Source organism: Mycobacteroides franklinii, from assembly GCF_001853795.1.
Taxonomy (GTDB): Bacteria; Actinomycetota; Actinomycetes; order Mycobacteriales; family Mycobacteriaceae; genus Mycobacterium; species Mycobacterium franklinii.
In genome coordinates, this window is record NZ_MLIK01000027.1 from 86740 (window position 1) to 112457 (window position 25718).

The window sequence follows — 25718 nt, forward strand, 5'->3', positions numbered from 1 at the left end:
CAAGACCAACATTAGTCACAGCCGTATGAATATGTGACTTACATCACAAATGACTACTTCTACTCAACTCTTCCAGGGCACCTTGATAGCGGCGCATACCGAGGATCCAGCGGTCGTAGTCGGCACCCTTCTGCCGATACATGTCCAGAACCTGCGGGTGCGGCAGGACCAGGAAACGCTCGTCACGGATCGCATCCAGCGTGATCGCCGCGACGGCGGCCGGCTGCAACACCTCACCGGCGGTGGTGATGGAACTGCCCGCCACCCTGGTGGCGGGGTCGTCGGATTCGGTGAGGCCATCGAGCAGGGCTGTCTTGACCCCCATCGGGCACAGGCAGCTCACCCCGATCCCCTTGTCGCCATAGGTAATCGAAAGCCATTCGGCGAAGCCGACCGCAGCGTGCTTGGTCACCGAATAGGCAGGCGAACCGATCTGAGTGAGCAGCCCGGCCGCCGATGCGACGGACAGGAAATAACCACGTCCCCGTTCCACCCACTGGGGCGTCAGCAGGGTGGCCGCGCGGATGTGCGCGCGCAGATTCACATCAATGGTGAGGTCCCATGCGGCCTCGCCGATGTCGAGCCCGAGGCCTCCCCCGATACCGGCGTTGGCCGCATAGAGATCGACGGGCCCAAATTCCTTCTCCGCCAGGGCGATGAGATTCTCGATATCGGCGATCGAACTGGCATCGGCACGCTGCCCGACGATGCGGCCTTCCCGGGCCGAGGCGGTATGCGTGGCCGCATCCTGATCGATGTCGGCGGCAATCACGGAAGCTCCCGCGTCGGCAAGACCCCAAGCGAGAGCCTGCCCGATTCCAGAACCGGCTCCGGTGACGATGGCGACGCTGCCGTTGATATCCATACCCGGACCCTATGGGATGGCTGCGAAGACCCCCACGGCGGCGGCCGCGACAAGGAAAACACCGGCAAGGATGCGTGCCGTCCGGCGGGGATTCTGGGTGTAGCGCTCCCAGGTAACCGCGGCCGTCAACGGCACCATCCACAAAATATGCGCTGTCGGGGCAAGGGCCATCGCCACCATCACGGCCCAACACGACCTGACACATGCCCACCCGCCGAACGCGCCAAACCGCATGACGCCGTCGGCGGCGGGCCAACCGGTGGGCGGCAACGGGCGTGACTTGTGACAGTCACCGAGTGCCCGGCACTTGAGTGGGGTCAACTGCCAGAGTGCGGCGATAACAAGGGCTCCGGCGAAAAGCCACCAGGGCGAGGGGCCTACCACCGCCGATTGCGCCACGGTGATGGCGACGCCGATGACGGTCCATACCGCGAGCCAGACGGCGGCGTAGCCGACAACAGCTCCTCCCCGGCGGCCCCGCGGCATGTTCTGCTCGATGTACTGGATCGAGGGCAAGGTGGCCGGTCCCATCATCGCGATGGTCATGACAACCCAGGAGGCGATCGCGATCCACAGCACGGGGTGATGCACCACCGGCGCGGCCATCGGCGCCATGCCGGCGTGATGCATGCCATGCATGTGCTCGGCGGCCGGTGCGTGGCCGTGGCCGCCAGAGTGTTGCGGAAGCAACGCGAAACCCAACCACGACAACAGAATTATCGCGGCCGCGATCCCGGTGTATGTGCCAGCCGTCAGTTCCCTGACGCGCTGGATCGCGTTGGCGACCATCAGTGAGAGGATATCTCCCCGACCGTCACCTAGCTTGCTGATTCAATCATCGTCCGCAATGTGCGCGGCAACGTCCGCTTGGATCGGTACGGTCCGACAACCGCCGCCCCGACAGGTCTGCCGAGCAGCTGACGGGCGATGGCATTGACCTCGTCGGTCGTCACGGCGTCGATCTTGTCCAGGGTCGCGGAAATCGTGCGGTGCTTGCCGTTGTTCAGCTCGCTGCGGCCCATCCGGTTCATCCGCGATGCCGAATCCTCAAGCCCCAGAACAAGTCCACCAGACAGTGCACCCTTGGCCCGATCGATCTCCGCCACGGTGAACCCATCCTCGACCACCGATCCCAGTACCTGCGAGGTCACCTTGGCAACCTCGTCGAAGCGCTCCGGTGAACAGCCCGCGTACACCGACAAGGCCCCCGTATCGGAGAAGGTATCCACCGTCGAGTACACCGCGTACACCAGCCCACGCTGCTCGCGAATCTCTTGGAACAGACGGGAACTGAGCCCACCACCGAGCGCACTGTTGAGCACCGACAGCGCCCAGCGGTACTTCCAGCCTCGCCCGGGGGTACGCACACCAAGCGACAGGTGTACCTGTTCACCGTCGCGCGACACCAATTCCAGCCCGGGCTTGGCCGTGACCCGACCGTTGCCCTTGCGCGGCGCGACGGTCAGCGCCGACGGGTCCAGATGCGACTTGAAGTACTTGCGCGCCAACCGAACTACGCGATCGTGCTCGATGTTGCCGGCAACGGCCAGCACCATGCGTTCAGGCCGGTACCGGCGCACATGGAACGAATGCAGCTGTGCGCGCGTCATCGCCGATATCGACTCCGAGCTACCCAGCACACTGCGGCCGATCGGATGGTCTCCGTACAGGGCGCCGAGAAAGGCCTCCCCCAGCAGATCCTCCGGATCGTCGTCGCGCATCGCGATTTCTTCGAGCACGACATCGCGTTCGATCTCGACATCGTCACTCGCGCATCGCCCGCGTAGCACCACATCGGCCACCAGGTCGATGGCCAGCTCCAGATCGGAATCCAGCACGTGTGCGTAATAGCAGGTCTGCTCGCGCGCGGTGAAAGCGTTCAGCTCACCGCCAACAGCGTCGATCGACTGTGCGATATCGGCCGCCGACCGCGTGGGCGTGGATTTGAACAGCAGATGCTCGAGGAAGTGCGCCGCACCAGCGACGCTGCGCCCCTCATCGCGGGACCCAACGTCCACCCACACCCCGACAGACGCCGAGCGCACCGAGGGCATTGCCTCGGTGACTACTCGGAGCCCACCTGGAAGAACCGTGCGGCGTACCGCGCTCGGAACGCTATTCGGCGACGGCATCTACCGGCTGGGCCTCGGCCGCGCCGTTGGAAGCCTCGGCAGCATCGTCATCAGCGACCGGGACCAGCGAGATCTTGCCGCGGTTGTCGATATCGGCGATCTCGACCTGGATCTTGTCGCCGACCTTGACCACGTCCTCGACCTTGTTGATCCGCTTGCCCTTGCCGAGCTTGCTGATGTGCACCAGTCCGTCGCGTCCCGGGAGCAGCGATACGAACGCACCGAAATCGGTGGTCTTGACCACGGTTCCGAGGAAACGCTCGCCGATCTTGGGCAGCTGCGGGTTGGCGATCGCGTTGATCATGTCGATCGCCGCCTGCGCTGACAGTCCATCGGTGGCGCCGACGAACACGGTGCCGTCGTCCTCGATGGAGATGCTGGCGCCGGTCTGCTCGGTGATCGAGTTGATCATCTTGCCCTTGGGCCCGATGACCTCGCCGATCTTGTCGACCGGCACCTTGATCGCGGTGACGCGAGGTGCGTGCGGGCTCATCTCGTCGGGTGCGTCGATGGCCTCGGCCATCACCTCGAGGATGGTGCCACGAGCATCCTTGGCCTGTGCCAGTGCGGCGGCCAGCACCTGCGAGGGGATGCCGTCAAGCTTGGTGTCGAGCTGCAGGGCGGTGACGAAGTCCTTGGTGCCGGCGACCTTGAAGTCCATGTCGCCGAAGGCATCTTCGGCGCCCAGGATGTCGGTGAGCGCAACGAAGCGGCGCTCGGTGGTGCCGTCGGCGAGCTCGATGTCATCGGACACCAGGCCCATGGCGATGCCGGCGACCGGGGCCTTGAGCGGCACACCGGCATTCAGCAGCGACAGGGTGGAGGCACACACCGAACCCATCGAGGTGGAGCCGTTGGAGCTCAGCGCCTCCGAGACCTGACGGATGGCGTACGGGAATTCTTCGACGCTCGGCAACACCGGCATGAGGGCGCGCTCGGCGAGTGCGCCGTGTCCGATCTCGCGACGCTTGGGTGAGCCGACGCGGCCGGTCTCACCGGTGGAGAACGGCGGGAAGTTGTAGTGGTGCATGTAGCGCTTCGACTTCTCCGGCCCCAGCGAGTCGATCTGCTGAGCCATCTTCACCATGTCCAGGGTGGTGACGCCCATGATCTGGGTCTCGCCACGCTCGAATAGCGCGCTGCCGTGGGCCCGCGGTATCACGGCAACCTCGGCCGACAGGGCGCGGATGTCGGTGACACCGCGGCCGTCGATGCGGAACTGGTCCTTCAGGATGCGCTGGCGCACAAGCTTCTTGGTGAGCGAGCGGAATGCGGCGCCGATTTCCTTCTCGCGGCCGTCGAAGCCTTCCTGCAAACGTCCGAGAACGTCGACCTTGACCTCGTCGGTCTTCTCATCGCGCTCGGTCTTGCCGGCGATGGACAGTGCTTCGGAAAGGGGCGCGGCGGCAACAGCTTGAACCGCGGCGTACACGTCGTCCTGGTAGTCGGGGAACAGCGGGAACTCACCGGTGGGCTTGGCGGCACTGGCTGCCAGCTCCTCCTGCGCGGTGCACAGAGTGGCGATGAACGGCTTGGCGGCCTCGAGCCCCTCGGCGACCACGGCTTCGGTCGGTGCGCCGGCGCCGCCCTCCACGAGCGCGATGACGTTATCGGTGGCCTCGGCCTCGACCATCATGATCGCGACGTCGTCGCCGACCTTGCGGCCGGCCACCACCATGTCGAACACGGCGTTCTCCAGCTGCTCGATGGTGGGGAATGCCACCCACTGGCCATCGATCAGCGCGACCCGCACGCCACCGACCGGGCCCGAGAACGGCAGCCCGGAAATCTGGGTGGAGGCCGAGGCGGCGTTGATGGCCAGCACGTCGTAGAGGTCCTGCGGGTTCAGGCTCAGCACCGTCACCACGACCTGGATCTCGTTGCGCAATCCGGAAACGAAGGACGGACGCAGCGGCCGGTCGATCAGACGGCAGGTCAGGATGGCGTCGGTGGAGGGACGTCCCTCACGACGGAAGAACGAGCCGGGGATGCGCCCAGCGGCGTACATCCGCTCCTCGACGTCGATCGTCAGGGGGAAGAAGTCGAAATGGTCCTTGGGGGTCTTACTCGCGGTGGTCGCCGACAGCAGCATGGTCTCGTCGTCCAGGTAGGCGACGACAGAGCCGGCGGCCTGCTGAGCCAATCGTCCAGTCTCGAACCGGATGGTGCGGGTGCCGAAGCTTCCGTTGTCGAGAACCGCGGTGGACTCGAAGACGCCCTCTTCAATTTCTGTAGCAGACATGGTTTCTGGAATACCTCTCATACGTTCTCAGTTAGCAGCACATTGGCTGTATTGGGCATGCGTGCCATCACGCGGTCAGCGCGCGGACGTACCAGCGCGAAGTGGACCCGGAAGGTGATCGGCCACGGCCGTTCGATCGAAGCGGCCGGGGATCGAATGAGTGCTTGCGCGATGAGCACAAGCACCGAACCCGGCAGCCACTACCGAAGACCGCCCGTTACCCGGCGGGACCAGCATGACAACGCACACACCCTACCACCTGCGGCGTTTGCGACCACGCAGTGTGATCAGGGCAGTTCCTCCACACATACGGTGAAGTTGCGGTCCACGTAGGGATAGCCAAGTCCGGTGATGCAGTCGTCGGCGGTCGAGACTTCCTGCAGAACCTGGGTGACACGTTTCTTGCTGTGGGCGTTGCGGTCGTTGCAGTCGACGCGTACCGGATCGCCGTCCCACTTGTCCGGGACGTCCATGCAGCTGCCCACCACCCAGTCGATGTCCAGGCACAATGCCTGGCTCTTACGACCGAATCCGCGCTTGGCGTAGTACGAAGAGTCGGCGTCACGCGGGCAGTCGGTATCCGTCGCAGCTTTGGCGAAGACCTTGAAATTCGACTTGGGACTTCCGCACGGTTCCTTGACGACCTTGGCCCGCTGGTCACTCCCGCTGAGGCTGACGCAATCGCCAACAGCCAAGCCGTCGGTGGCCGCCGCTGCCGAACACGCCGACAACAGCGCCACCCCGACGACAAGGAGGGCGATGGATGCCGCCGCTGAGTTTTCAGGGCGGCCCAATCGAGGAGGAACCAAAATCAGCGGCGCAGACCCAGGCGCTCGATCAGCGAGCGGTAGCGCGCGACGTCAACCTTGGCGACGTACTTGAGCAGGCGGCGACGACGGCCGACCAGCAGCAGCAGACCACGACGGCTGTGGTGGTCGTGCTTGTGGGTCTTGAGGTGCTCGGTCAGATCGACAATGCGCTTGGTCAACATCGCGACCTGCGCCTCGGGGGAACCGGTGTCGGTCTCGTGCAGCCCGTACTGGGCGAGGATTTCTTTCTTCTGCTCGGTAGTCAATGACACGGCAGGCATCTCCATCAGTGGGGTTCGCGTCGAACATCTGTAGCGGGCCACCGCGAACTGCAGCACCACCAGCGACAAAGTGTAGCGGTGCTTTAGTTTCGCGCCAAAATGGTGCGGGCCTTCTCGGCGTCCTTGCCCATCGCCACGATCAGATCGTCGACCGAATCGAACTTCTCCATGCTGCGAACCCGTGCCACGAAATCGACCGCCACATGCTGTCCGTACAGGTCCGCGGCGGTGTCCATGATGAAGGCCTCGACGGTGCGGGCCTTGCCCGAGAAGGTCGGGTTACTACCCACCGAGACAGCCGCCTGATAGCGCTCGCCCGGAACGACGGTACCCATGGTCGGACCGTGCCCGAGCAGCGTGAACCAGGCTGCGTACACGCCGTCGGCGGGGATGGCCGAGAACATCGGGGGTGCCACATTGGCGGTCGGAAAACCCAGTTCCCGGCCGCGACCGTCGCCGCGCACGACGACGCCTTCGACCCGGTGCGGACGGCCGAGGGCCTCGGTGGCCGCGACCATGTCGCCGGCGTCGACGCAGGACCTGATGTATGTCGAGGAAAACGTCACGGCATGTTCGGTGACAAGGGTGACGGCGTCAACCTTGAAGCCGAAGCGCTCGCCGGCCTTCTTGAGCATGTGGACGTTCCCGGCTGCCTTCTTGCCGAAGGTGAAGTTCTCCCCGACCACTACCTCGGCGACGTGCAGCCGCTCAACCAGTAGCTCATGTACATAGCGCTCGGGTGAGAGCTTCATGAATTCGGGAGTGAACGGCACCACCAGGAAGACGTCGACGCCCAGTTCTTCGGCCAGCTCCGCACGCCGGGTCAGGGTCGTGAGCTGGGCCGGGTGGGTTCCGGGGAACACCACTTCCATCGGGTGGGGGTCGAACGTCATCACGACGCTCTTGAGATTGAGCTCACGTGCCGCCTTCACGGCGCGTCCGATGAGTTCGGCGTGACCACGGTGTACACCGTCGAACACACCGATCGTCAGCACGCACCGACCCCAGTCGGACGGGATTTCGTCTTGCCCGCGCCACCGTTGCACGGCCTAAAGCCTACTTCGGAAGGCGCGAGAAGGCCGACTTGGCGTTCGTTCGTCGCTCCCTGACTAGGCTGACCTTCGTGAGCCCCACTCGATCCGACCGGTCTGCCGGATCCACTGATACCGATCTGACGACGGTCGCCCAGGACTACCTCAAGGTGATCTGGACCGCGCAGGAGTGGTCGCACGAGAAGGTCAGCACCAAAATGTTGGCCGAGCGCATGGGCGTGTCCGCGAGCACCGCATCCGAATCGATTCGCAAGCTGGCCGACCAGGGCCTGGTGGACCACGAGAAGTACGGCGCGGTGACGTTGACAGACCAGGGCCGCAAGGCGGCGGTATTGATGGTCCGCCGGCACCGGCTCCTGGAGACCTATCTGGTCAACGAGCTCGGCTACGGCTGGGACGAGGTACATGACGAGGCCGAGGTGCTCGAACATGCGGTCTCGGATCTGCTGTTGGCCAAGATCGACGCAAAGCTCGGCCACCCCCGACGTGATCCGCACGGAGACCCGATACCGGGCCCCGACGGACAGGTGCCCACTCCCCCGGCACGCCAGCTGTCGGACTGCTCCAACGGCGATACCGGCGTGGTGGCGCGAATCTCCGATTCCGATCCCGAGATGCTGCGTTACTTCGACACCGTGGGCGTGGCATTGGATGCGCGCGTCACGGTCGACGAGCGACGCGACTTCGCCGGAACCATCTCGGTGTCCATCGAGGGCGACCACCCGGCCGGCGGCGAGAAGAAGCTGGAGCTGGGAAACCCAGCAGCACAATCGATTTGGGTCGTACTCGACTGAGATGACCGACCACGCGGCGTGTGAGTGCCTTCTGTGCGTCGACTACGGCGATCGCCATCAGTACAACGAGAGCGATCGGGACATCATCGGCAGCGTCACCGAATACGGTTGGAGCGCGCTGGGAATCGGGCCGACATCGTCTGACGAAAGCCCGCCGTTCGCCTACACCGTAGGGATGTGGCACACCATGCGGCTACCCGAACTGGCGATCTACGGGGTCAACGACATCTCGATGATGCAGCGCGCCCTCAACACGGTGGCCAAGCAGACACAGGAGGGGCGGGTCCTGCAGGTCGGCGAAACCTTCGCTGATGTGCTCGCACTGCCCGAGGTGGACGACTACCGCGTCAAACTCTCTCCCATCGATCCGAGTTGGTACGACAACGAATTCGGGTTCGGACTGTGGTTCAACCGCACCAACCACGTGCGGTACCTGCAGATCCTGTGGCCCGATGGCGCGGGACGCTTTCCGGGAAATCCTGAGTTCGACCCGCATTTCGCCGATCGACAACCGCTGATGTGGATGCCGCGCGAACTGCATCCGCCCAGCCGGTGGATCCGCGACTGAAGCTGGGTTTCTGTATTCGGACATCCCCGAAAAAGATGGAACCGAATCTCCACTAGGCACGTCGGACCTATACAAGACCGCATCAAACCTAGGAAAGGGCGAGGTTATGACGTCAGCCGGTGATGCGCCTTTGCAGGTGGTGATCGACGAAGTCAACGCGCTCGGCAAGTTTGTTTCCGGCCTCGCGGACCAAATGAGGGCGGGGTCTACCTCGCTGGATCGCGAGGTTCAGGCGCTGTTCGGTGTGTGGAAGGGCAGCGCCGCCGATGCGTATCGGTCCGGATGGGACGAAATGCAAGACGGTGCAACGAAAGTGTGGGACGCACTCACCAACATCGCCTCCACGCTGGACTCCAACGCTGCCGCCTTCCAGGCTCAGGAGACTTCAACAGCGTCGACCATCAACTCCACACAGGCAGGGTGACGCAATGGCCGCCCATGTGGAATCGGAGTTCTCCTTCGATCTCGACCACATCGAACAAGTCACTTCACGTGCTCGGGGTTTCAAGGAGTTTGTCACCGAGAATCTCGATCAACTGGATTCGCGCGTGCAGAAACTGGTGCAAAGCGGGCAGTGGACCGGTGCCGCTGCCGCCGCCTACACCGAGGCGCACAAAGAGTGGATAGCGGCAGCACGTGAGCTCGTCGAGGGTCTGAATCAGATGGAAGAGGCCGCGCGAACCGCTCATGGCGCCTACTCGGAGGCACAGGAAGCCAACCTTCGAATGACGAGGGGTTGACGTGCCCGTTGTCGTCGAATCAGCGGCGTACTACGCGGCCGCGAATACCTGCTACAAGCTGTCGACGGATGTCCAGGCCGCGTTCAAACCTCTTTCACGTGTGCTCACCTTGGAGACCAGCGGTATGGCCGGCGGCTATCAGGCCGTCAAAGCATGGTCTTCGGGCTATGACGAGCGTGCCGCGGCCCTCACAACGGCGACCACCGAATACGCACGAGCGCTGCAACGCCTGGGCGACATCCTGACTGCGGCGGGCTACAACTGGGCCATCGCCGACTGGAGAGCGAACCGCGATCCCAACAAGGGAACGGGCCCAGCCTGCCCTCGGACGATCCCGTCCGAATTGCCTTATGGGGCAGATGTTGTCGTCGGTGTGGCATCGTCAAAACACAACGGCCCGGGTCTTGAGTCGGATGTGCCCGACCTGTACAAGAAGGTCGTTGCCCAGGTCGCGGGCGGCGAGATCCCGGACGGTGATACGGACAAGCTCGACAGTGCCGCCAAGGCGTGGAAGACCTTTGCCGATAATGACGCGATCTCACGGGGCGAATCCGATCTGAGGCTCGCGGCTAGCGCATTGAGCAATTTTCACGCCCCCGACATCCCTAACCTCAGCGACCATCTCACCACGCTCTCGACAAGCGCGGGCAGAATCAAGCTGGCCGCAAGCGATCTCGCCACCTCGACAACCGCCCACTATGCGGCGCTTAGTCAGCTGCGCTCGGATATGCAGTTCGCGGTGGCCAGCACCCTCGGAGTGGGAATAGCCGCCATCGCCGCCATCGCCGTCATCACTCGCGGGCGAGCCGTCGCGGGAGGTGGGGAGATCGCGGCCACAGCGGTGGACGCATGCGCGTCTGCGCTCGCGGCGTGCATCCGTCCATTCCTTGCGACGTTGAGCGGCATCACCTTTAGTGCCGGATCGGTCACCGCTGCCGGGCTCAGCGCGATCATCGGATTGTCGATCGCGACGATTACCGGGGAAACGGTCGTCTACTCGAACTACAAACCACCTGGTGACGCGTTCGACAAGACCGGCGCAAAGGCACCTGGCCAGCCGGGCACAGCGGAAGGCTTCGTGCCACCCAAAGCCGGAGACAGGTGGGTGCCAAACCCCAGCGCCAGGGGCAAGAATCGCTTCGGATGGGAGGACGCCGATGGGAACGTTTGGGTACCTACTGGACCGGGCTCGCCAGCTCGCCCTGGAGATGCACACGGCGGTCCCCACTGGGACGTGATCGACAAGAACGGCAAAAAGATCAAAGATGCCTACCCAGGAGGACATACACGATGAATGACGTCAACGATGTGGTGCTCGAAGCCACAGGCGTTCAGTATCAGATGTCTCTCGACGAAGCCGCGTTCTTCGAATGGCTTAACAAGATCCCCAGTGTCGACTCCTACCAAGGGCAGCGATTCACGTTGTACATCAAGGTAATCGTCGACACCTTGGACGAAGACGCACTACACGAGCTTGCGGCGCTATACCGTCGGTATCGCATCGATCCGAGAGAGCTGCGTGTTCTAAACACAGGGCGGCTTGGCTATTGGTTCAGCAGCCCCGACCGTTGGTGGCACAACGAAGTATTCGGCACAGACTCAACCGCGAAGGACGGGCCGCACCTGGGTGAGAAACATGCGCTTTCGGACAATGCCGACCACGAGTGGGCGGTAGGAGACGCGGGTACTCATGCAAACATGTGGCCGCCAGTCGAAGTAGCCGAGTTTATGAAGGAGGGCAATGCTGTCCTCAAAGCTACGGGTGTGCGTTACTACTCCGAACTCGATGAAGCCGCGTTCTTCGAATGGCTGGATAAGAACCCCCAAGTCGACTCCTATCGGGGCCGAGGCGACACTCTCTACATCAGTGTGAACGTCAACATCGGCGACGAATCAGAGTTGTCCGAGTTTCCCGCACTGTACGAGCGATACAACATCGACATGACCGAACTACGAGTTCTGAAGTCGGGCAACTTCGGCTCGTGGTTCAGCGATCCCAAATGGTGGTGGCACACAGCAGTTTTCGGATAGTCGTTACAGATTCGCCGGCCGCAGCACAACCACCGACGTCGTACGAGATCCCTTGTCCGCCAAGAGTGCGATGACCCGGTTCTCGGCATCCACCGCCGCATAGGTCCCCTCGATGCCCGCCGCTGACAACGGCCGCCCGTTGCGCACCGAGTCGACCTCCGCCGCATCCAGATCGCGGCGGGGAAATCCGTCTCGGCATGCCGTGTCCAGGTCCAGCGAGAGTGTCGCGTCGTCGGCCAACTCATCGAGCGTGCGCGCCCGATCCAATCCGAAATCGCCAACCCTGGTGCGCCGCAATGCCGTCAGATGCCCACCGACGCCCAGCGCGGCCCCGGCATCCCGGGCCAGCGCACGAATGTAGGTCCCTGAGGAGCAGTCGACTTCCACGTCCACATCGACAAAACCGTCGGCCGGCCGGCGCACGGCCAACACGTCGAAACGCGAGATGCTCACGGGACGCGCGGCCAACTCAACCGACTGTCCCTCCCTTGCCAGCTTGTACGCGCGCTGACCGTCCACCTTGATCGCGCTCACCGAGGACGGCACCTGCTCGATATCCCCGCGCAACGCCGCCACGGCCGCCTCGATATCGTCGTCAGTCACCCGGGAAGCCGAAACTGTTTGCAGTACCTCGCCTTCGGCATCATCGGTGGTGGTGCTCTGGCCGAAACGGATGGTCGCCGCGTACGACTTGGTGGTCAACGTCAGCAGTCCCATGATCTTGGTAGCGCGCTCAATACCGATAACCAGCACACCCGTGGCCATCGGATCAAGGGTTCCGGCATGTCCCACCTTGCGGGTGGAAAATATTCTCCGGCAACGAGATACCACGTCATGGCTCGTCATCCCGGCGGGCTTGTCCACAATCACCAGGCCCGCACGGCTCAAGGGATCGGTCACGGCACCACGATCGCGGTCAGGATCAGACCCTTGTCGATGATCCATCGCCCATCGAAGCTCGACAGCACGCTGCCATCATTGGCCTTGCCGTCGATCAGGATTCGCGAGGTGAATGTCCCGTCGGGGTCGAGGGTGATGTGAGCGTCCTCAAAACCGAGCCAGCGAGTGGTCAGCGGGAACCACGCCTTGTACGTCGTCTCCTTCGCACAGAACAGCAACCGGTCCCAGTGTGTGCCTTCGGGCAACGCCGCCAGCTCGTCACGCTCGACGGGCAGGGTGATCGACTTGAGTACACCGTTGGGCAGCACGTCGTGCGGCTCGGCGTCGATCCCGACCGAACGAACCTCCCCGGCCCGCCCGACGACGGCGCCGCGGAATCCTTCGGTGTGCGTCATGCTGCCCACCACCCCATTGGGCCATAGCGGCTGTCCCTTGTCTCCCTTGAGGATCGGCCCTTCGGGGACACCAAGAACAGATAGCGCCTGCCGGGCGCAGTACCGCACCGTGATGAACTCGTTGCGCCGCTTGGCCACCGACTTGGCGATCAGTGGTTCCTCTTCAGGCAGCGGCACCAGGCCGGGAGGATCCTCGTACAGCTCGGCCGACGACAACACGTCGGGAACCACCGAGGCGATCAACTCATCGGTCTTGTCGCCTCTTCGCGCGAGACGCTCATCAGTCACTGGCACGCTCCTTGGCAAGCCGTTCACGGAATCGCTTGGCCGCCACCCTCATCTGTTCGGTGATCTCAAAGTGACCACCGAACTCGTTGAGGTAGCCGGGCGGATAGTGCGGGGCGGGCAAGATCTGCCGAAGCCACGAATACGGTTTGCGCTGAGCCCATTCCCTCGGGTAGCCCACCGATACCTCTTCGAACCGAACGTCGTCATACCAGGTGGTTCGCGGGATATGCAGATGGCCGTATACCGAGCAGACCGCGTTGTAGCGGGTGTGCCAGTCCGCAGTCTCCGTGGTTCCGCACCACAGCGAGAACTCGGGGTAGAACAACGCATCGCAGGGATCGCGCACCAACGGAAAATGGTTCACCAGGACCGTCGGCGTCATCCAGTCCAGATCTTCCAGCCGCTTACGGGTGTACCGCAGCCGGTCTCGGCACCAGGCATCGCGCGTCGCGAAAGGTTCACTGGAGAGTAAGAATTCATCGGTCGCCACCACGTTGCGATCGCGGGCGATCTTCAGCCCCTCGGCCTTGCTATTGGCCCCCTCCGGCAGAAATGTGTAGTCGTACAACACAAACATCGGCACGATGGTCGCCGGACCACCCTGCTCCACCCACACCGGATACGGATGCTCGGGGGTAATCACGCCCATCTCGTCGCACATGTTGACCAGATAGTCGTACCGGGACTGTCCAAATATCTGCATCGGGTCGCGCGCCGTCGTCCACAGCTCGTGGTTACCCGGCACCCAGATCACCTTGGCGAACCTGCGCCGCAACAGATCCAGTGCCGCCCGGATGTCATCAGTGCGCTCGGCGACATCACCGGCGACGATCAACCAATCCTCGGGTGAGGCCGGATGCAGTTCCTCGAGAACGGACTTGTTGGCCGACTGCCCCACATGCAGGTCACTGATGGCCCAAAGTCTGGGCTCCCGTTCCTGCGTCATCCGGCCAATGTACCTACAGGTTTATCTTGCAGCTCTGCCCCACGTCGAGAACTCGCAGCGCGCGTCCACTTCCCACCCAGAACGCACAGGACAACGCCAGATCAGTCAGCAACCCGTCATCGAAGTGTGCGCGGGCCCGCTCCCAGAACTCGTCGTCCTCGCGCAACCCGACGTGATCGGTGGCGAAGCGGTGCGCGAACTCGGCGGCCGTCCGCTCTGCCTCGCTGTATCGCGGCGAAGTGCGCCACTGTTCGGCGTCGGCATAGAAGTCTGCGTCGAGCTCACCGCTCTGAACGAAACGGGTGTTCTGACAGACCGAGCATTCATTCGCGAAGGCCACGGCCATACGGGCGAGCTCACGCACCCCGAGTGGAAGCCGACTGCGGTTGTATACCGCGTCGGAGAATCCGGCGAAGCCGGGCGCCATCTCGGGCGCGCCCATCAGCCAGCCGGCCACATCATCGTCCGCATAATTGCCAATTCGTGCCATGGTGTCACGGTACTCCTGAACTAGAACGTGTTCTAGTGTTTTCGACGTTCCGTATGAGACGAGGACGCGCACGGTTAGACTTCGGCGCACCGCGGCAGACCAGATTGAGGTGAATTCGCATGGCCCAACGGGCAGGCCTTGTCCGAGCTGGATTCTGCGTCGCCCTGATGGCACTGGCACTCAGCGCTCTTGTCGTCTGGCGCACCGCCCCCACAGAGCACGCCGCCAGCGCGCCGGTTCAACTCCGGTTCTCCACCGCGCCCATGACCGGCCCCGCGGTCACGGGCGCCACCACCACCATCAAATGGCCGGTCGTCCCCGTCACCGACCCGCGCCCGTTCGATCCCTGCTACGACATCCCCGGCTCGGTCATCGCCGCAGCAGGCCTCGATCAGACCCCGCCCGCTCCCGAGGAAGGGTTGCGCTGCCGTTACGACTCGCGCAACAACTACCAGTTGGCCGTCGAGGCAATCGTGTGGCGCACCTATGAAGACTCCCTACCGGCCGATGGCGTGGAGACCACCATCCAGGGTCATCGCGCGGCCGAATACAACATCATGAAACCGACCGACTGGAATAACCAGTGGTGGGTGTCCTGCATGATCACCTTCAAGACGAGTTACGGCGTGGTCCAGCAGTCGCTGTACTACGCCTCGCAGAAGTACTCCCCCGACGGCCCCGGCTGTCTCGTGGAAAACCGCCGGATCGCAAATATTCTCGCGCCCGCCTACAAGTTCTGAGACCGCCTCAGCCGCGTGCCGCGATACGCGCCTGCACCTCGGGCCGTCGCAGCGGCGGCACCGTCTTCGGCGGCTGACGGCGCGCCGGCAGTAGATCCAACAGCCGCATCGTCGTGGCCGTCACCTCCGCCACCGCATGCTCGAACGCCTCCCGATTGGCGTCGGACGTTTTCTGAATTCCGCTGATCTTGCGCACGTATTGCCGCGCCGCCGCCTCGATCTCCTGGTCGGTCGCCGCAGGTTCAAGCCCGCGTAGCTCGGTGATGTTCCTGCACATACCTACGACAGTAGAAAGACAATCCGGAAGACGCCATGCCCCACCCACCGGTTAGTTCCCCTGCGCGTGTATACGTAAGTCATGCCAGTGACGTCATCGGAGCCGTCGAACGTGCTGCGCGAGCGCATCGCCGCCGCCGCGCACGAGGTTCTCGCCAAACATCCCCCCGCCAGCACCCCCGTCGCCGAACTGTTGGGCGCCGTCTATGACGCGGGCCTGGCCTGGGTCCACTTCCCCGCCGGCCTCGGCGGCCTGGACGCCCCACCGGCACTACAGGCCGTCTCCGACACCATATTGCGTGCGGCAGGCATGCCGGACCCGTTGTTTGTCAACGTGATTGGGTACGGCATGGCAGCGCCGACGGTGCTCGCCCATGGGCAGCCGGAATTGACCGAACGAATTTTGCGGCCTCTCTTCACCGGTGAAGAGCTGTGGTGTCAGCTCTTCAGCGAGCCCGGCGCCGGTTCCGATCTGGCGGGCCTGGCCACCCGTGCGGTGCGCGACGGCGACGACTGGGTGATCAACGGCCAGAAGGTGTGGACGTCGGGTGCCCACCAGGCACGCTGGGCGCTGTTGGTGGCCCGCAGCAATCCCGACGCACCCAAGCACCGCGGTCTGACCTACTTCGTCCTCGACATGACCGATCCGGGCGTCGAGGTCCGCCCGTTACGGCAGATGACCGGCGACGCCGAGTTCAACGAGGTCTATCTCACCGATGTCCGCATCCCGGACGCGCATCGCCTGGGTAACGAGGGCGACGGCTGGCGGGTATCGATGACCACGTTGATGAACGAGCGCAGTGCACTGGGTGGCGCCTTCGACCACGGCCGCGGCGGCGGATCCATCGGCAATGCCCTGAACCTGTGGAAACAACGCCCCGACCTACACACCCCCGAGCTGCGGGCCAAGTTGACGAATCTGTTCGTCCGCTCGGAGGGAAACCGTTACGGCACACAGATGCGGATCGCCGCGCAGGGCGACGCACCCATGGGCCCGGAAGGATCGATCGGCAAGCTGATGGGCGCGGAGCTCAACCAGCAGATCTACGACTTCTGCGTTGAACTGCTGGGCATCGAGGCGACCCTGTACGCCTCATACGACATGCGACGCGTCGTCGAAGAGGACCGGCGCGCCGACACCATGTGGGCTTTCCTGCGGTCCAAGGCCAACACCATCGAAGGCGGTACCTCCGACGTGATGCGCAACATCATCGGAGAACGCGTTCTCGGACTGCCCGGCGATATCCGGGTCGACACCGACAAAGCCTGGAAGGACGTGCCCCGCGGATGAGTGCCAACGAAGACAATCAGACCCGGATCAGTGAGTTCGAGTTCACCGAAGAACACGGCGACCTGCGCTCACTGGTACGTGGCTGGTGCGAACGGGTCTGGACACCCGAGCATGTACGCCGGATCGCCGATGCCGGCACCGTCGACCTGAAGGCCTGGCATGCCCTTGGCTCCGAGCTTGGCGTGGTGGGCCTGAGCCTGCCCGAAGAGCACGGCGGCGCAGGGCTGGGCGTCATCGAATTGTCCATTGTGGCGGAGGAACTGGGACGCGCACTGGCGTGTCTGCCGTGGATATCCAGCGCGGCCCTGGGCGCCACCGCCTTGGTGGCCAGCGGCGACAATGACGCCCTTGCCGAGTGGGTGCCCGCGCTGGCCTCCGGTGACAAGACGATCACCCTGGCCGGCGGCCGCACCCGGCTGTCCGACGCGATAACGGTATCGGGCGAATCCGATGCCGACGGATGGAAACTCACCGGCGACACCGAGCATGTTCCCGACGGTGCCACCGCCGACGTGATCCTGGTCTTGGCCGATACCGATTCGGGTCCAAGTCTTTTCGCCGTCGACGGCAACGCGGCGGGTGTGGACCGGCACGCTCTGGCCACCCTGGATCTGACGCGCAGGCAGGCCAACATCCACTTCAACTCCGCGCCGGGACGTCTGATCGGCGAGCAGGGACGTGGGACGCAAGCTGTGGCCAAGGCACTCGACGTCGCGGCCACGGTGCTCGCGGCCGAGCAGGCCGGTATAGCTGCCCATATGCTGGATGTGACAACCGAATACGCCAAATCCCGAATTCAGTTCGGGCGGATCATCGGTTCATTCCAGGCCGTCAAACATCGCCTTGCCGATATGGCCGCGGCCACCGGCAATGTGCGTGGTGCCGCCTATCATGCCGCCTGGTCACATGACGACCCACGCCTTGACGATCCGGCGCTGGCCACCAGCATTGCTCAGCAGGTGGCATCGGCGGGTGCGGTGGAGGTAACCGCCAAGGCCATCCAGAGCCATGGCGGCATCGGTTTCACCTGGGAGCATCCCGCTCACCTGTATTACAAACGCGCCGTGAGCAATTCGGCCCTCTTTGGAGGGCGCGCCGTCCACGCCGAACGCATTGCCAAGGAGATAATCGACGCATGACCGAACCAATTTTGTTGACGCAGACCGAAGACCGTATCTGCACCATCACCCTGAACCGGCCGCAGGCACGCAATGCCTTGAGCACCGCGCTCGGTGAGGAGATCGTCAAAGCCGTCACCGCGGCCGACGCCGACGAGAACGTCGACGTGATGATCCTGACCGCCGCCGACCCGGTGTTCTGCGCGGGCGTTGACCTGAAGGAATTGGGCGGCGGCGACCGCGCCGAGTCCCTGGACCCGTGGTGGCCCGAGCTGAACAAGCCGGTGATCGGCGCCATCAACGGCGCGGCCGTGACCGGCGGCCTGGAGCTTGCGCTGGCCTGCGACATCCTGATCGCCTCGGAGAAAGCACGTTTCGCCGATACTCATGCGCGCGTTGGCATCTTGCCTACCTGGGGGCTGACCACCCTGCTACCGCTCTCGGTGGGGCGCGGCCTGGCGCGGCGCATGAGCCTGACGGGCGACTACCTCTCGGCCGAGGATGCGCTGCGCGCCGGTCTGGTCACCGAGGTGGTTGCTCATGAGGACCTGCTCCCTGCAGCCAAGCGCCTTGCCGCGACGATCGCCGGTAACAACCAGCCCGCGGTGCGTGAACTGCTGGCGTCCTACCGCCGCATCGAGTCCGAGCTCATCGGTGACGGCCTGCAGGTGGCCCTCGACGACGCTCATCGGTGGATCGACCAGAACTCCATCGCCGAGGGCGTAGAGGCCCGGCGCGCCGCCATCATGGAACGCGGGCGCAGCCAGAACGCCTAGTCGCGGTCGGTTCGGTACAGGGCGATCCGGCGGTCGGGCCGAATATCGAACTCGCCCATGGCGGTCCACTCAAGACGAGCGAACACCTTGTGTATTGGAGGATTACCTAGCGCCGGATCGCCCAACAGCCGTCGGCACAGCGGGTCGGCAGCGAACACCGCATGCGGCAGCAGCCGGATCCATCCCGAGATGACACCGCGACCCAAATATTCCACGCCTGCCGTCGCGATATGAAATCCGGTGTCGTGAGGACGAGCGTCGTAGATACGGGCTATCTCGTCACGTGCGGCACGGTACAGCTCGACGTAACCGACCTCGACACCGTCCACCGAAAGGATACAAGGACGCGAGTAGTGCCCGGCCAGCCGATATGAGGAATCTTCATGCCAGCGGGCGGCAGACCATGGCTGCTCCCAGGTCTCAACCAGATGCGGACGGGCGAACCACTCGCTGAGCATCTCCGGATCGCCGCCGTCTGGATCCACCAGGCGTAATCCATACCGGCTCCCGCCGAACGACGGCAGCGGCGGCGGCCCGGCGGCGATGACCTCGGCCGCCACATCGGTGATCTCACGCGCGATGCGATAACCGGTGGGGGTATTCATCGGCCAGCGGGCTCCGTTCGATTGTTCGACCTAACTTAGGTAAGCCTACATTCTACGAAGCAACCGCCGGGATGGCCGCCGCACCCTTACATCAGATGCGGCGTCTCCTTGTGGATCTTGTGATCGTGATGCACCGTGCCGCCTACCACCGCGAATCCGAGGCCCGCGGTGATCAGCAGCGCGATGGCCGCGACCATTCCCCAGCCGTGATGCCCGGCGGCCAGCGCGGCCAGACCCAACGCGGTGATGGTGACCGACACCAACCCAAGGAAGTAGCCGGTCCACACGGCAAATCGATCAAGGTTCATTCGAAACACCTCCTCGTTCAGCGTTCCCAGAGTACTCCGAAGGTGACCTGGATCACATAGCCGCATGTTGAGTGCACCCCGATATCATCGGATGAGCTATCGGAGCAGGGGGAGAGATTATGTCGTATCCACAGCAATACCCGGCCGCGGCGCCCAGATACTTTCAAGTACGGCTGACCAAACACACCGGGATGCTCATCATGTTCAGCACCCGCAGCTACGCGATCACCGGGACGCTTGAGCAATGCGAGGCCGCCTACCGCGACGCACAGACCCACAATCTGGCGGCCGGCTGGTGGAGCTTCCTGTCCATCCTCCTCATGAACTGGATCGCGATCTTCGGAAACATGGGACAGATCAAGCAGATTCGGCGTCTAGCCGCACAGCCCCCGGCATACCAGGGGTACCCGCCCGCGGGATATCCACCGCCACCGGCCGGGTACCCGCAGCCCCAGTACCCCCAGTATCCGCAGACCCACTGATCAGGATCCGGTGCCGGGTACGGCCCAGCGTCCCGACACCGCGCGCCAGCCAACCAACACCAGCCGCAGGACCAGGAAAAGGGTTAGGCCGCACCAGATTCCGGCGAGCCCCCACCCGAAGGCCAGTGACAGCCACACCAGCGGCAGGAATCCACACAGCGCGCTGATCATGGTGGCGTTGCGCATGAACCGCGCGTCGGCGGCTCCCAGCAGCACCCCATCCAGCGCGAAGACAAGACCGGAAATCGGCAACTGACATACCAGGAACCACCACGGCACCCTCATCTGATGCACCACGGTGGCATCGGGGGTAAAGAGCCCCGGCAACACCGGAGCACCGAGAGCCAGCAGAGCAGCCAGCATCACCGCGAACCCCAGCGAGAAGATGGTCACCCGTCGGGCCACCGTCTTGGCCTCCGGCACTCGGCCGGCTCCCAGTGCGGAGCCGACGAGGGTTTGAGCCGCTATGGCAAGCGAATCGAGAACCAGCGCAAGGAAACCCCACATCTGCAGAACCACCTGATGCGCTGCCAGCGCCGCGGCCCCGAATCGCGCGGCCACCGCGGCAGCACTGATGAAACAGGCCTGAAAGGCCAAGCTGCGCACCAGCAGGTCGCGCGCCAACACCAGCTGCGCGCGCAGCACCGCAGTATCCATCCGGAGTCGGGCGCGCTCGGCGTGCAGGGCACGCAGGAACAGGATCGCCGCCAGCCACTGCCCCACCAGATTGGCTACCGCCGACCCCGCCACCCCCATCCGGGGCGCACCCAGCAGTCCGTAGATCAGCACCGGGCACAGCACCGCCGAAACCGCAAAGCCGGCAAGCACATACCGCAGGGGCCTGACCGTGTCCTGCACTCCCCGCATCCACCCATTGCCCGCGAGTGACACCAGGATGGCCGGCGCCGCAAAAATGGCGACACGCACCCACATCAGGCCCTGAGCCGCGACATCGGGTGCCGCGGCGATGGTTCGCACCACCGGTCCCGCCACCACATGCACGATGAGCACCAGCGCGACCCCGATGAGCAGTGCCAACCAGGTTGCCTGCACACCCTCGTGCACGGCACCGCGGCGGTCACCGGATCCGAACAGTCGTGCCGAGCGGGCGGTGGTGCCGTACGACAGGAAGGTCAGCTGGGTCCCTACGAGTCCAAGGACCAGTCCCCCAACGGCCAATCCCGCCAAGGGAACCGCACCTAGTCGGCCCACCATGGCGATATCGAAAAGCAGATACAGCGGTTCGGCCGCCAACACACCCAATGCCGGCACTGCCAGCGCGATGATTCGGCGAGCCAGGCTGGACATTCCCGCCGTGTCGGGGACCTCAGTCAAGGGCGCGAACCAGCGCCGCCACCACTTCGTCGACGGGGCCATTCGCCGAGAACCCGGCAGCCAGCCGATGTCCGCCTCCACCGAAAGTGGCCGCGACCGCAGAAAGATCCACCGCGGACCGTGCTCGCATCGACACCGACCAATGCCCCGGCTCAATCTCCTTGAACACCACCGCAACCTCAGCCTCGGTCGTGGTGCGGACGATATCGACTATCGACTCGACTTCTTCGGTGCGCGCGCGGGACCAGACGTCGTGGGTGACAACGGCATACACCATTCCCGCGCCCCCAACCGCGTCGGGAACGAGCTCGGCGGTGCCCAGTACACGCGACAAGATCGGCAGCCAGACAAATGGGTGCGAATCCATGAACGTGCGGGTGATGTTCACACCGTCGGCGCCCAAGTCCAGCAGCCGAGCCGCCAGCCGGTGCCCCCTCGGAGTGGCCCAGCGGAATGACCCGCTGTCGGTGACCAGGCCCGCATACAGGCAATGCGCCATCTCGCGGGTGATCTCCACACCCCAGGCGTCGAGCAGCTGGGCCACCATCATCGTCGTCGAATCCGCTTCGATATCAACGTAGTTCGCTGTACCGAAGAGCTCATTGGACACGTGATGGTCGATCACCAGAACCGGTACGGACCCCTCGGTCAGCTCGGCAAGTTGACCGAGTCGGCGCATGCTGGGGCTGTCCACCGTCACCACGAGATCCGGATCTCTGCGCAGTTCCTGAGGTCGGACCAACAGTTCCGCGCCCGGCAATGTGCCCACCGATTCCGGAGGCGACGCCGGCTCGCCGAAGCTCACCTGGACGTCAACGCCCTTGGCCACTAACGCCTGTCCAAGTGCTAACCCGCTGCCCACCGTGTCGGCATCCGGATGCACATGGCAGATGATCGCCACCCTGCTGGCCTTGGCCAGCAGGGCCACGGCGCCATCCTCGTCTACGCGTGCCCCTGCGGCACCCGTCTCAATCGGGACGGCGCTCATCGTCCTCGTCGGATGCGGGTTCCTCGACTGAAGGAGCCTTGTACGGGTCAGCATCACCGGCGTGCACGGCCCCCTGCCGCACCTCGGCGAGCGCGGCATCGGCTGCGCGTGTCCGGTCCAGCAGCTCCTCCATGTGCCGGGCCGAATCTGCAATGGTGTCGAGCACGAAAGTCAGGGTAGGGGTAAACCTCACCCCTGTCCCGGCACCCACCTTGGTTCGAAGCACACCCTTTGCCTTATCTAGCGCAGCCGCCGCGCCAGCGAAATCCGGCTCGTCGGACAGAGTCTGCCCCATCACGGTGTAGTACACGGTCGCATCGTGAAGATCGTTGGTCACCCGAGTATCGGTGACCGTGACCATCGTCAGCCTCGGGTCCTTGATCTCATACTCGATCGCCGAGGCGACGATGGCCCCGATCCGCTTCGCCAGCCGGCGTGCGCGAGCGGGATCTGCCACGTTAGACCCGCTCCTTCTCGCGCAGCTCGTACGCCTCGATGATGTCGCCTTCCTTGATGTCGTTGTACGTCAAGGTCAGACCACACTCGTAACCGTCGCGAACCTCGACCACGTCGTCCTTCTCACGCCGCAGCGAGGAGATGGTGACCGTTTCGGCGACCACGATGTTGTCCCGCAGCAGTCGGGCCTTGGCGTTACGACGGATGATGCCCGAAGTGACCAAGCAGCCGGCGATGTTGCCGACCTTGGACGACCGGAACATCGCACGGATTTCGGCGCGACCCAGCTCGACCTCTTCGTAGACCGGCTTGAGCATGCCCTTGAGCGCGCTCTCGATCTCGTCGATGGCCTGGTAGATCACCGAGTAGTACCGGATGTCGACACCCTCGCGGTTGGCCAGCTCGGTCGCCTTGCCCTCGGCTCGCACGTTGAAGCCGATGATGATGGCATCCGAGGCCGAGGCCAGGTTGACGTTGGTCTCGGTCACACCACCGACACCACGGTCGATGACGCGCAACTGCACCTCGTCGTCGATCGCGATACCCAGCAGCGCCTCTTCCAGAGCCTCGACCGTACCGGCGTTGTCGCCCTTGAGGATCAGGTTCAGCTGGCTGGTCTCCTTCAGCGCGGCATCCAGATCGTCCAGGCTGATGCGCTTGCGGCTACGTGCGGCCAATGCGTTGCGCTTGCGCGCGCTGCGCCGGTCGGCGATCTGCCGGGCGATGCGGTCCTCGTCGACGACGAGCAGGTTGTCACCCGCGCCAGGCACGGACGTGAATCCGATGACCTGAACCGGACGTGACGGGAATGCCTCTTCGACATCCTCGCCGTGCTCATCGACCATGCGGCGCACGCGACCGTACGCGTCACCGGCGACAATCGAGTCGCCGACACGCAGCGTGCCGCGCTGGATGAGCACCGTGGCCACCGGACCGCGACCGCGGTCCAGATGCGCCTCGATGGCAACACCCTGAGCTTCCATATCGGGGTTGGCCCGCAGATCCAGCGCCGCATCGGCGGTCAGCAGTACTGCCTCCTCCAGCGCCTGGATGTTGGTGCCGTTCTTCGCCGAGATGTCGACGAACATCGTCTCGCCACCGAAGTCCTCGGCCACCAGGTTGTACTCGGTGAGCTGAGCGCGAATCTTCTGCGGGTCGGCGCCTTCCTTATCGATCTTGTTGACCGCGACCACGATCGGCACATCGGCCGCCTGGGCGTGGTTGATGGCTTCCACCGTCTGGGGCATCACGCCGTCGTCGGCAGCGACCACCAGGATCGCGATATCGGTGGCCTTCGCACCGCGGGCGCGCATGGCGGTGAACGCCTCGTGACCGGGGGTGTCGATGAAGGTGATGAGCCGTTCGGCGCCCTCATGCTCGACGGCGACCTGGTACGCACCGATGTGCTGGGTGATGCCACCGGCCTCGCCCTCGCGGACGTTCGCTTTACGGATGGTGTCCAACAGCCTGGTCTTACCGTGGTCGACGTGACCCATGACGGTCACCACCGGCGGACGTGTCCGCAGATCCTCTTCACCGCCCTCGTCCTCGCCGTAGGTGAGGTCGAACGACTCCAGCAGCTCGCGGTCCTCGTCCTCGGGGCTGACGACCTGAACGACGTAGTTCATCTCGCCGCCCAGCAGCTCCAGCGTCTCATCACCCACGGACTGGGTGGCCGTGACCATCTCGCCGAGGTTGAACAGCGCCTGCACCAGCGATGCCGGGTTGGCGTCGATCTTCTCCGCGAAGTCACTCAGCGACGCGCCACGTGCGAGGCGGATGACCTCGCCGTTGCCATGCGGCAACCGGACGCCGCCGACGACGGGCGCCTGCATGTTCTCGTACTCGGCGCGTTTGGCCCGCTTCGACTTGCGACCACGCTTCGGGGCGCCGCCGGGACGACCGAATGCACCGGCCGCGCCACCGCGCTGACCGGGACGGCCACCTCCACCGCCACCACCGCCGGGACGGCCGCGGAAGCCGCCGGCTGCACCGGCACCGGGAGGACCGCCAGCGGGAGCACCGGCACCAGTACCGCCACCACCGCGGTAGTTACCGCCGCCGCCACCGGGACGACCGGCACCACCGGGACGAGGACCGCCGCCGGGACGGGGGCCACCACCGGGACGCGGCGGGCGCGGACCCATGGATCCGGGCGACGGACGCGGCGGCATGTTGCTCGGAGAGGCGCCACCGGGACGGGGAGCCCCGGGACGCGGTGCCTGCGGACGAGGCGCCGGGCGCTCAGTCGGCTGAGCCGAGGAGAACGGGTTGTTGCCAACACGCGGCACCCGAGGAGCTCCGGGCTTGGGGCCGGGTGTCGCACCCGGACGAGGGGCCGGTGCGGGTGTCGGTGCGGCCGCGGGTGCCTCTGCCGCGGGCTGCGCCGCGGGGGTCGGCTTGGGGGCGGGAGCCGCTGCCGGCGTGGGAGCGGGTGCGGGCGCAGGTGCGGCCACAGGCTCCGGCGCGGGGGGCGCCTCGACAACCGGTTCCACAACCTTCTTCGGCGCCGGCTTCGGGGCCCCCGGCTTGGGACCGGCCTTCCTGGGGGCAGCTGCCGTCTCTGCGGCCGCGCCATTGGACGCGGCGGGAGCGGACTTGTCGCCGCCGAATGATTCACGAAGACGCCGCGCGACGGGGGCTTCCACCGTCGACGACGCGGACTTAACGAATTCGCCCTGATCGCTCAGTCGGGCGAGAACTTCTTTACTGGTCACACCGAGTTCTTTAGCTAACTCGTGTACCCGGGCCTTGCCTGCCACTGCTCTCCTGTCTGCGAGGCAGCGGCTTCAGGCGCCGTGCCTCGTGTT

General features: G+C 64.6%; 29 protein-coding genes. 11 read left to right on the forward strand and 18 right to left on the reverse strand.

The window, feature by feature from the left end; all coding sequences use genetic code 11:
- Nucleotides 1-43 precede the first annotated feature (43 nt).
- The 7 genes from BKG76_RS23520 to BKG76_RS23550 form a co-directional block, all read right to left on the reverse strand.
- Nucleotides 44-865 carry an SDR family oxidoreductase gene (locus BKG76_RS23520; protein WP_070940162.1) on the reverse strand — a complete coding sequence of 274 codons (822 nt, stop codon included), beginning with the start codon at nucleotides 863-865 and terminating at the stop codon, nucleotides 44-46.
- Between the two features lie 9 nt (nucleotides 866-874).
- A complete protein-coding gene (locus BKG76_RS23525) occupies nucleotides 875-1654 on the reverse strand; it encodes a DUF2182 domain-containing protein (RefSeq protein ID WP_083338215.1) in 780 nt (259 codons plus the stop codon).
- 29 nt (nucleotides 1655-1683) lie between these two features.
- Entirely contained in the window at nucleotides 1684-2997 is a 1314-nt protein-coding gene (locus BKG76_RS23530) for a M16 family metallopeptidase (RefSeq protein ID WP_083338216.1), read from the reverse strand.
- Nucleotides 2981-5239 carry a polyribonucleotide nucleotidyltransferase gene (locus BKG76_RS23535; RefSeq protein ID WP_070940164.1) on the reverse strand — a complete coding sequence of 753 codons (2259 nt, stop codon included), beginning with the start codon at nucleotides 5237-5239 and terminating at the stop codon, nucleotides 2981-2983. The genes BKG76_RS23530 and BKG76_RS23535 overlap by 17 nt, the downstream gene beginning before the upstream one ends.
- Before the next feature lie 287 nt (nucleotides 5240-5526).
- Nucleotides 5527-6033: an LppU family putative lipoprotein gene (gene lppU / locus BKG76_RS23540; protein ID WP_109420994.1), complete on the reverse strand. Its 507-nt coding sequence runs from the start codon at nucleotides 6031-6033 to the stop codon at nucleotides 5527-5529.
- Nucleotides 6034-6050: 17 nt separating this feature from the next.
- Nucleotides 6051-6320, reverse strand: a complete 270-nt coding sequence (gene rpsO, locus BKG76_RS23545; RefSeq protein ID WP_005057119.1) for a 30S ribosomal protein S15 — start codon at nucleotides 6318-6320, stop codon at nucleotides 6051-6053.
- Nucleotides 6321-6412: 92 nt separating this feature from the next.
- On the reverse strand, nucleotides 6413-7375 hold the full coding sequence (locus tag BKG76_RS23550; protein WP_070940166.1) for a bifunctional riboflavin kinase/FAD synthetase: 963 nt from the start codon (nucleotides 7373-7375) through the stop codon (nucleotides 6413-6415).
- 77 nt (nucleotides 7376-7452) lie between these two features.
- Here BKG76_RS23550 and BKG76_RS23555 point away from each other — a divergent pair, with 77 nt between their 5' ends.
- The 6 genes from BKG76_RS23555 to BKG76_RS23580 all read left to right on the forward strand — a co-directional run bounded on the left by BKG76_RS23555 (nucleotide 7453) and on the right by BKG76_RS23580 (nucleotide 11514).
- A complete protein-coding gene (locus BKG76_RS23555) occupies nucleotides 7453-8175 on the forward strand; it encodes a metal-dependent transcriptional regulator (RefSeq protein ID WP_070940167.1) in 723 nt (240 codons plus the stop codon).
- Between the two features lies 1 nt (nucleotide 8176).
- The gene (locus tag BKG76_RS23560; protein ID WP_070940168.1) at nucleotides 8177-8743 is read left to right on the forward strand and encodes a DUF4262 domain-containing protein; all 567 of its coding nucleotides are present in this window, start codon (nucleotides 8177-8179) and stop codon (nucleotides 8741-8743) included.
- Nucleotides 8744-8849: 106 nt separating this feature from the next.
- Nucleotides 8850-9167, forward strand: coding sequence for a WXG100 family type VII secretion target (locus BKG76_RS23565; RefSeq protein ID WP_070940169.1), 318 nt, complete (start codon nucleotides 8850-8852; stop codon nucleotides 9165-9167).
- Between the two features lie 4 nt (nucleotides 9168-9171).
- Nucleotides 9172-9483 carry a WXG100 family type VII secretion target gene (locus BKG76_RS23570; protein ID WP_070940170.1) on the forward strand — a complete coding sequence of 104 codons (312 nt, stop codon included), beginning with the start codon at nucleotides 9172-9174 and terminating at the stop codon, nucleotides 9481-9483.
- A gap of 1 nt (nucleotide 9484) precedes the next feature.
- Nucleotides 9485-10777, forward strand: a complete 1293-nt coding sequence (locus tag BKG76_RS23575) for a polymorphic toxin type 37 domain-containing protein (RefSeq protein WP_070940171.1) — start codon at nucleotides 9485-9487, stop codon at nucleotides 10775-10777.
- On the forward strand, nucleotides 10774-11514 hold the full coding sequence (locus tag BKG76_RS23580) for a hypothetical protein (protein ID WP_070940172.1): 741 nt from the start codon (nucleotides 10774-10776) through the stop codon (nucleotides 11512-11514). The genes BKG76_RS23575 and BKG76_RS23580 overlap by 4 nt, the downstream gene beginning before the upstream one ends.
- Nucleotides 11515-11517: 3 nt before the next feature.
- Here the strand turns inward: BKG76_RS23580 and truB are convergent, their stop codons facing one another.
- From truB to BKG76_RS23600, 4 genes are read right to left on the reverse strand one after another with little or no spacing between them, the layout of a single operon-like run.
- Complete coding sequence (gene truB, locus BKG76_RS23585; RefSeq protein ID WP_083338217.1) at nucleotides 11518-12414, reverse strand: tRNA pseudouridine(55) synthase TruB; 897 nt, start codon at nucleotides 12412-12414, stop codon at nucleotides 11518-11520.
- Nucleotides 12411-13052: a 4'-phosphopantetheinyl transferase PptT gene (gene pptT / locus BKG76_RS23590; protein ID WP_070940265.1), complete on the reverse strand. Its 642-nt coding sequence runs from the start codon at nucleotides 13050-13052 to the stop codon at nucleotides 12411-12413. Before pptT ends, truB begins: the two co-directional genes overlap by 4 nt.
- Nucleotides 13053-13089: 37 nt before the next feature.
- Nucleotides 13090-14043 (reverse strand): metallophosphoesterase family protein, encoded by a 954-nt coding sequence (locus BKG76_RS23595; protein ID WP_070940173.1) that lies wholly within the window; start codon nucleotides 14041-14043, stop codon nucleotides 13090-13092.
- A gap of 13 nt (nucleotides 14044-14056) precedes the next feature.
- Nucleotides 14057-14533 (reverse strand): carboxymuconolactone decarboxylase family protein, encoded by a 477-nt coding sequence (locus tag BKG76_RS23600; RefSeq protein ID WP_070940174.1) that lies wholly within the window; start codon nucleotides 14531-14533, stop codon nucleotides 14057-14059.
- Nucleotides 14534-14652: 119 nt separating this feature from the next.
- Between BKG76_RS23600 and BKG76_RS23605 the strand changes: the two genes are divergently transcribed.
- Nucleotides 14653-15273, forward strand: coding sequence for a DUF3558 domain-containing protein (locus BKG76_RS23605; protein ID WP_070940175.1), 621 nt, complete (start codon nucleotides 14653-14655; stop codon nucleotides 15271-15273).
- 7 nt (nucleotides 15274-15280) lie between these two features.
- On the opposite strand, the gene BKG76_RS23610 is transcribed toward BKG76_RS23605, so the two are convergent.
- Nucleotides 15281-15550 carry a DUF2277 domain-containing protein gene (locus tag BKG76_RS23610; RefSeq protein WP_070940176.1) on the reverse strand — a complete coding sequence of 90 codons (270 nt, stop codon included), beginning with the start codon at nucleotides 15548-15550 and terminating at the stop codon, nucleotides 15281-15283.
- Nucleotides 15551-15631: 81 nt separating this feature from the next.
- Between BKG76_RS23610 and BKG76_RS23615 the strand changes: the two genes are divergently transcribed.
- Genes BKG76_RS23615 through BKG76_RS23625 form a run of 3 tightly spaced genes read left to right on the forward strand, consistent with a single transcriptional unit; the run spans nucleotide 15632 to nucleotide 18734 of the window.
- Nucleotides 15632-16840, forward strand: coding sequence for an acyl-CoA dehydrogenase family protein (locus BKG76_RS23615; RefSeq protein WP_109420995.1), 1209 nt, complete (start codon nucleotides 15632-15634; stop codon nucleotides 16838-16840).
- Nucleotides 16837-17979 (forward strand): acyl-CoA dehydrogenase family protein, encoded by a 1143-nt coding sequence (locus BKG76_RS23620; protein ID WP_070940177.1) that lies wholly within the window; start codon nucleotides 16837-16839, stop codon nucleotides 17977-17979. The genes BKG76_RS23615 and BKG76_RS23620 overlap by 4 nt, the downstream gene beginning before the upstream one ends.
- Nucleotides 17976-18734 carry an enoyl-CoA hydratase gene (locus BKG76_RS23625; RefSeq protein ID WP_070940178.1) on the forward strand — a complete coding sequence of 253 codons (759 nt, stop codon included), beginning with the start codon at nucleotides 17976-17978 and terminating at the stop codon, nucleotides 18732-18734. The genes BKG76_RS23620 and BKG76_RS23625 overlap by 4 nt, the downstream gene beginning before the upstream one ends.
- Here BKG76_RS23625 and BKG76_RS23630 read toward each other — a convergent pair.
- Nucleotides 18731-19339: a GNAT family N-acetyltransferase gene (locus BKG76_RS23630; RefSeq protein WP_070940179.1), complete on the reverse strand. Its 609-nt coding sequence runs from the start codon at nucleotides 19337-19339 to the stop codon at nucleotides 18731-18733. The genes BKG76_RS23625 and BKG76_RS23630 overlap by 4 nt on opposite strands.
- An 86-nt stretch (nucleotides 19340-19425) precedes the next feature.
- Nucleotides 19426-19647 carry a hypothetical protein gene (locus tag BKG76_RS23635; protein WP_070940180.1) on the reverse strand — a complete coding sequence of 74 codons (222 nt, stop codon included), beginning with the start codon at nucleotides 19645-19647 and terminating at the stop codon, nucleotides 19426-19428.
- A gap of 119 nt (nucleotides 19648-19766) precedes the next feature.
- On the opposite strand from BKG76_RS23635, the gene BKG76_RS23640 reads away from it, so the two are divergent.
- Nucleotides 19767-20129 (forward strand): hypothetical protein, encoded by a 363-nt coding sequence (locus BKG76_RS23640; RefSeq protein ID WP_070940181.1) that lies wholly within the window; start codon nucleotides 19767-19769, stop codon nucleotides 20127-20129.
- Here BKG76_RS23640 and BKG76_RS23645 read toward each other — a convergent pair whose 3' ends face one another.
- The 4 genes from BKG76_RS23645 to infB are packed head-to-tail and all read right to left on the reverse strand — an operon-like array spanning nucleotide 20130 to nucleotide 25670.
- Nucleotides 20130-21437, reverse strand: a complete 1308-nt coding sequence (locus BKG76_RS23645) for an MATE family efflux transporter (protein ID WP_070940268.1) — start codon at nucleotides 21435-21437, stop codon at nucleotides 20130-20132.
- Nucleotides 21438-21456: 19 nt separating this feature from the next.
- Nucleotides 21457-22452, reverse strand: coding sequence for a DHH family phosphoesterase (locus BKG76_RS23650; RefSeq protein ID WP_070940182.1), 996 nt, complete (start codon nucleotides 22450-22452; stop codon nucleotides 21457-21459).
- Nucleotides 22433-22909, reverse strand: coding sequence for a 30S ribosome-binding factor RbfA (gene rbfA, locus BKG76_RS23655; RefSeq protein WP_070940183.1), 477 nt, complete (start codon nucleotides 22907-22909; stop codon nucleotides 22433-22435). Before rbfA ends, BKG76_RS23650 begins: the two co-directional genes overlap by 20 nt.
- A 1-nt stretch (nucleotide 22910) precedes the next feature.
- Nucleotides 22911-25670 carry a translation initiation factor IF-2 gene (infB, locus tag BKG76_RS23660; protein ID WP_070940184.1) on the reverse strand — a complete coding sequence of 920 codons (2760 nt, stop codon included), beginning with the start codon at nucleotides 25668-25670 and terminating at the stop codon, nucleotides 22911-22913.
- Between the last annotated feature and the right edge of the window lie 48 nt (nucleotides 25671-25718).

Excerpts from the sequence above, each read along its gene's own strand:
- BKG76_RS23520 (WP_070940162.1), bottom strand. The coding sequence starts at position 865 with ATGGATATCAACGGCAGCGTCGCCATCGTCACCGGAGCCGGTTCTGGA.
- BKG76_RS23525 (WP_083338215.1), bottom strand. The coding sequence starts at position 1,654 with ATGGTCGCCAACGCGATCCAGCGCGTCAGGGAACTGACGGCTGGCACA.
- BKG76_RS23530 (WP_083338216.1), bottom strand. The coding sequence starts at position 2,997 with ATGCCGTCGCCGAATAGCGTTCCGAGCGCGGTACGCCGCACGGTTCTT.
- BKG76_RS23535 (WP_070940164.1), bottom strand. The coding sequence starts at position 5,239 with ATGTCTGCTACAGAAATTGAAGAGGGCGTCTTCGAGTCCACCGCGGTT.
- BKG76_RS23560 (WP_070940168.1), top strand. The coding sequence starts at position 8,177 with ATGACCGACCACGCGGCGTGTGAGTGCCTTCTGTGCGTCGACTACGGC.
- BKG76_RS23565 (WP_070940169.1), top strand. The coding sequence starts at position 8,850 with ATGACGTCAGCCGGTGATGCGCCTTTGCAGGTGGTGATCGACGAAGTC.
- BKG76_RS23570 (WP_070940170.1), top strand. The coding sequence starts at position 9,172 with ATGGCCGCCCATGTGGAATCGGAGTTCTCCTTCGATCTCGACCACATC.
- BKG76_RS23580 (WP_070940172.1), top strand. The coding sequence starts at position 10,774 with ATGAATGACGTCAACGATGTGGTGCTCGAAGCCACAGGCGTTCAGTAT.
- BKG76_RS23595 (WP_070940173.1), bottom strand. The coding sequence starts at position 14,043 with ATGACGCAGGAACGGGAGCCCAGACTTTGGGCCATCAGTGACCTGCAT.
- BKG76_RS23600 (WP_070940174.1), bottom strand. The coding sequence starts at position 14,533 with ATGGCACGAATTGGCAATTATGCGGACGATGATGTGGCCGGCTGGCTG.
- BKG76_RS23605 (WP_070940175.1), top strand. The coding sequence starts at position 14,653 with ATGGCCCAACGGGCAGGCCTTGTCCGAGCTGGATTCTGCGTCGCCCTG.
- BKG76_RS23610 (WP_070940176.1), bottom strand. The coding sequence starts at position 15,550 with ATGTGCAGGAACATCACCGAGCTACGCGGGCTTGAACCTGCGGCGACC.
- BKG76_RS23615 (WP_109420995.1), top strand. The coding sequence starts at position 15,632 with ATGCCAGTGACGTCATCGGAGCCGTCGAACGTGCTGCGCGAGCGCATC.
- BKG76_RS23620 (WP_070940177.1), top strand. The coding sequence starts at position 16,837 with ATGAGTGCCAACGAAGACAATCAGACCCGGATCAGTGAGTTCGAGTTC.
- BKG76_RS23625 (WP_070940178.1), top strand. The coding sequence starts at position 17,976 with ATGACCGAACCAATTTTGTTGACGCAGACCGAAGACCGTATCTGCACC.
- BKG76_RS23630 (WP_070940179.1), bottom strand. The coding sequence starts at position 19,339 with ATGAATACCCCCACCGGTTATCGCATCGCGCGTGAGATCACCGATGTG.
- BKG76_RS23635 (WP_070940180.1), bottom strand. The coding sequence starts at position 19,647 with ATGAACCTTGATCGATTTGCCGTGTGGACCGGCTACTTCCTTGGGTTG.
- BKG76_RS23640 (WP_070940181.1), top strand. The coding sequence starts at position 19,767 with ATGTCGTATCCACAGCAATACCCGGCCGCGGCGCCCAGATACTTTCAA.
- BKG76_RS23645 (WP_070940268.1), bottom strand. The coding sequence starts at position 21,437 with ATGTCCAGCCTGGCTCGCCGAATCATCGCGCTGGCAGTGCCGGCATTG.
- BKG76_RS23650 (WP_070940182.1), bottom strand. The coding sequence starts at position 22,452 with ATGAGCGCCGTCCCGATTGAGACGGGTGCCGCAGGGGCACGCGTAGAC.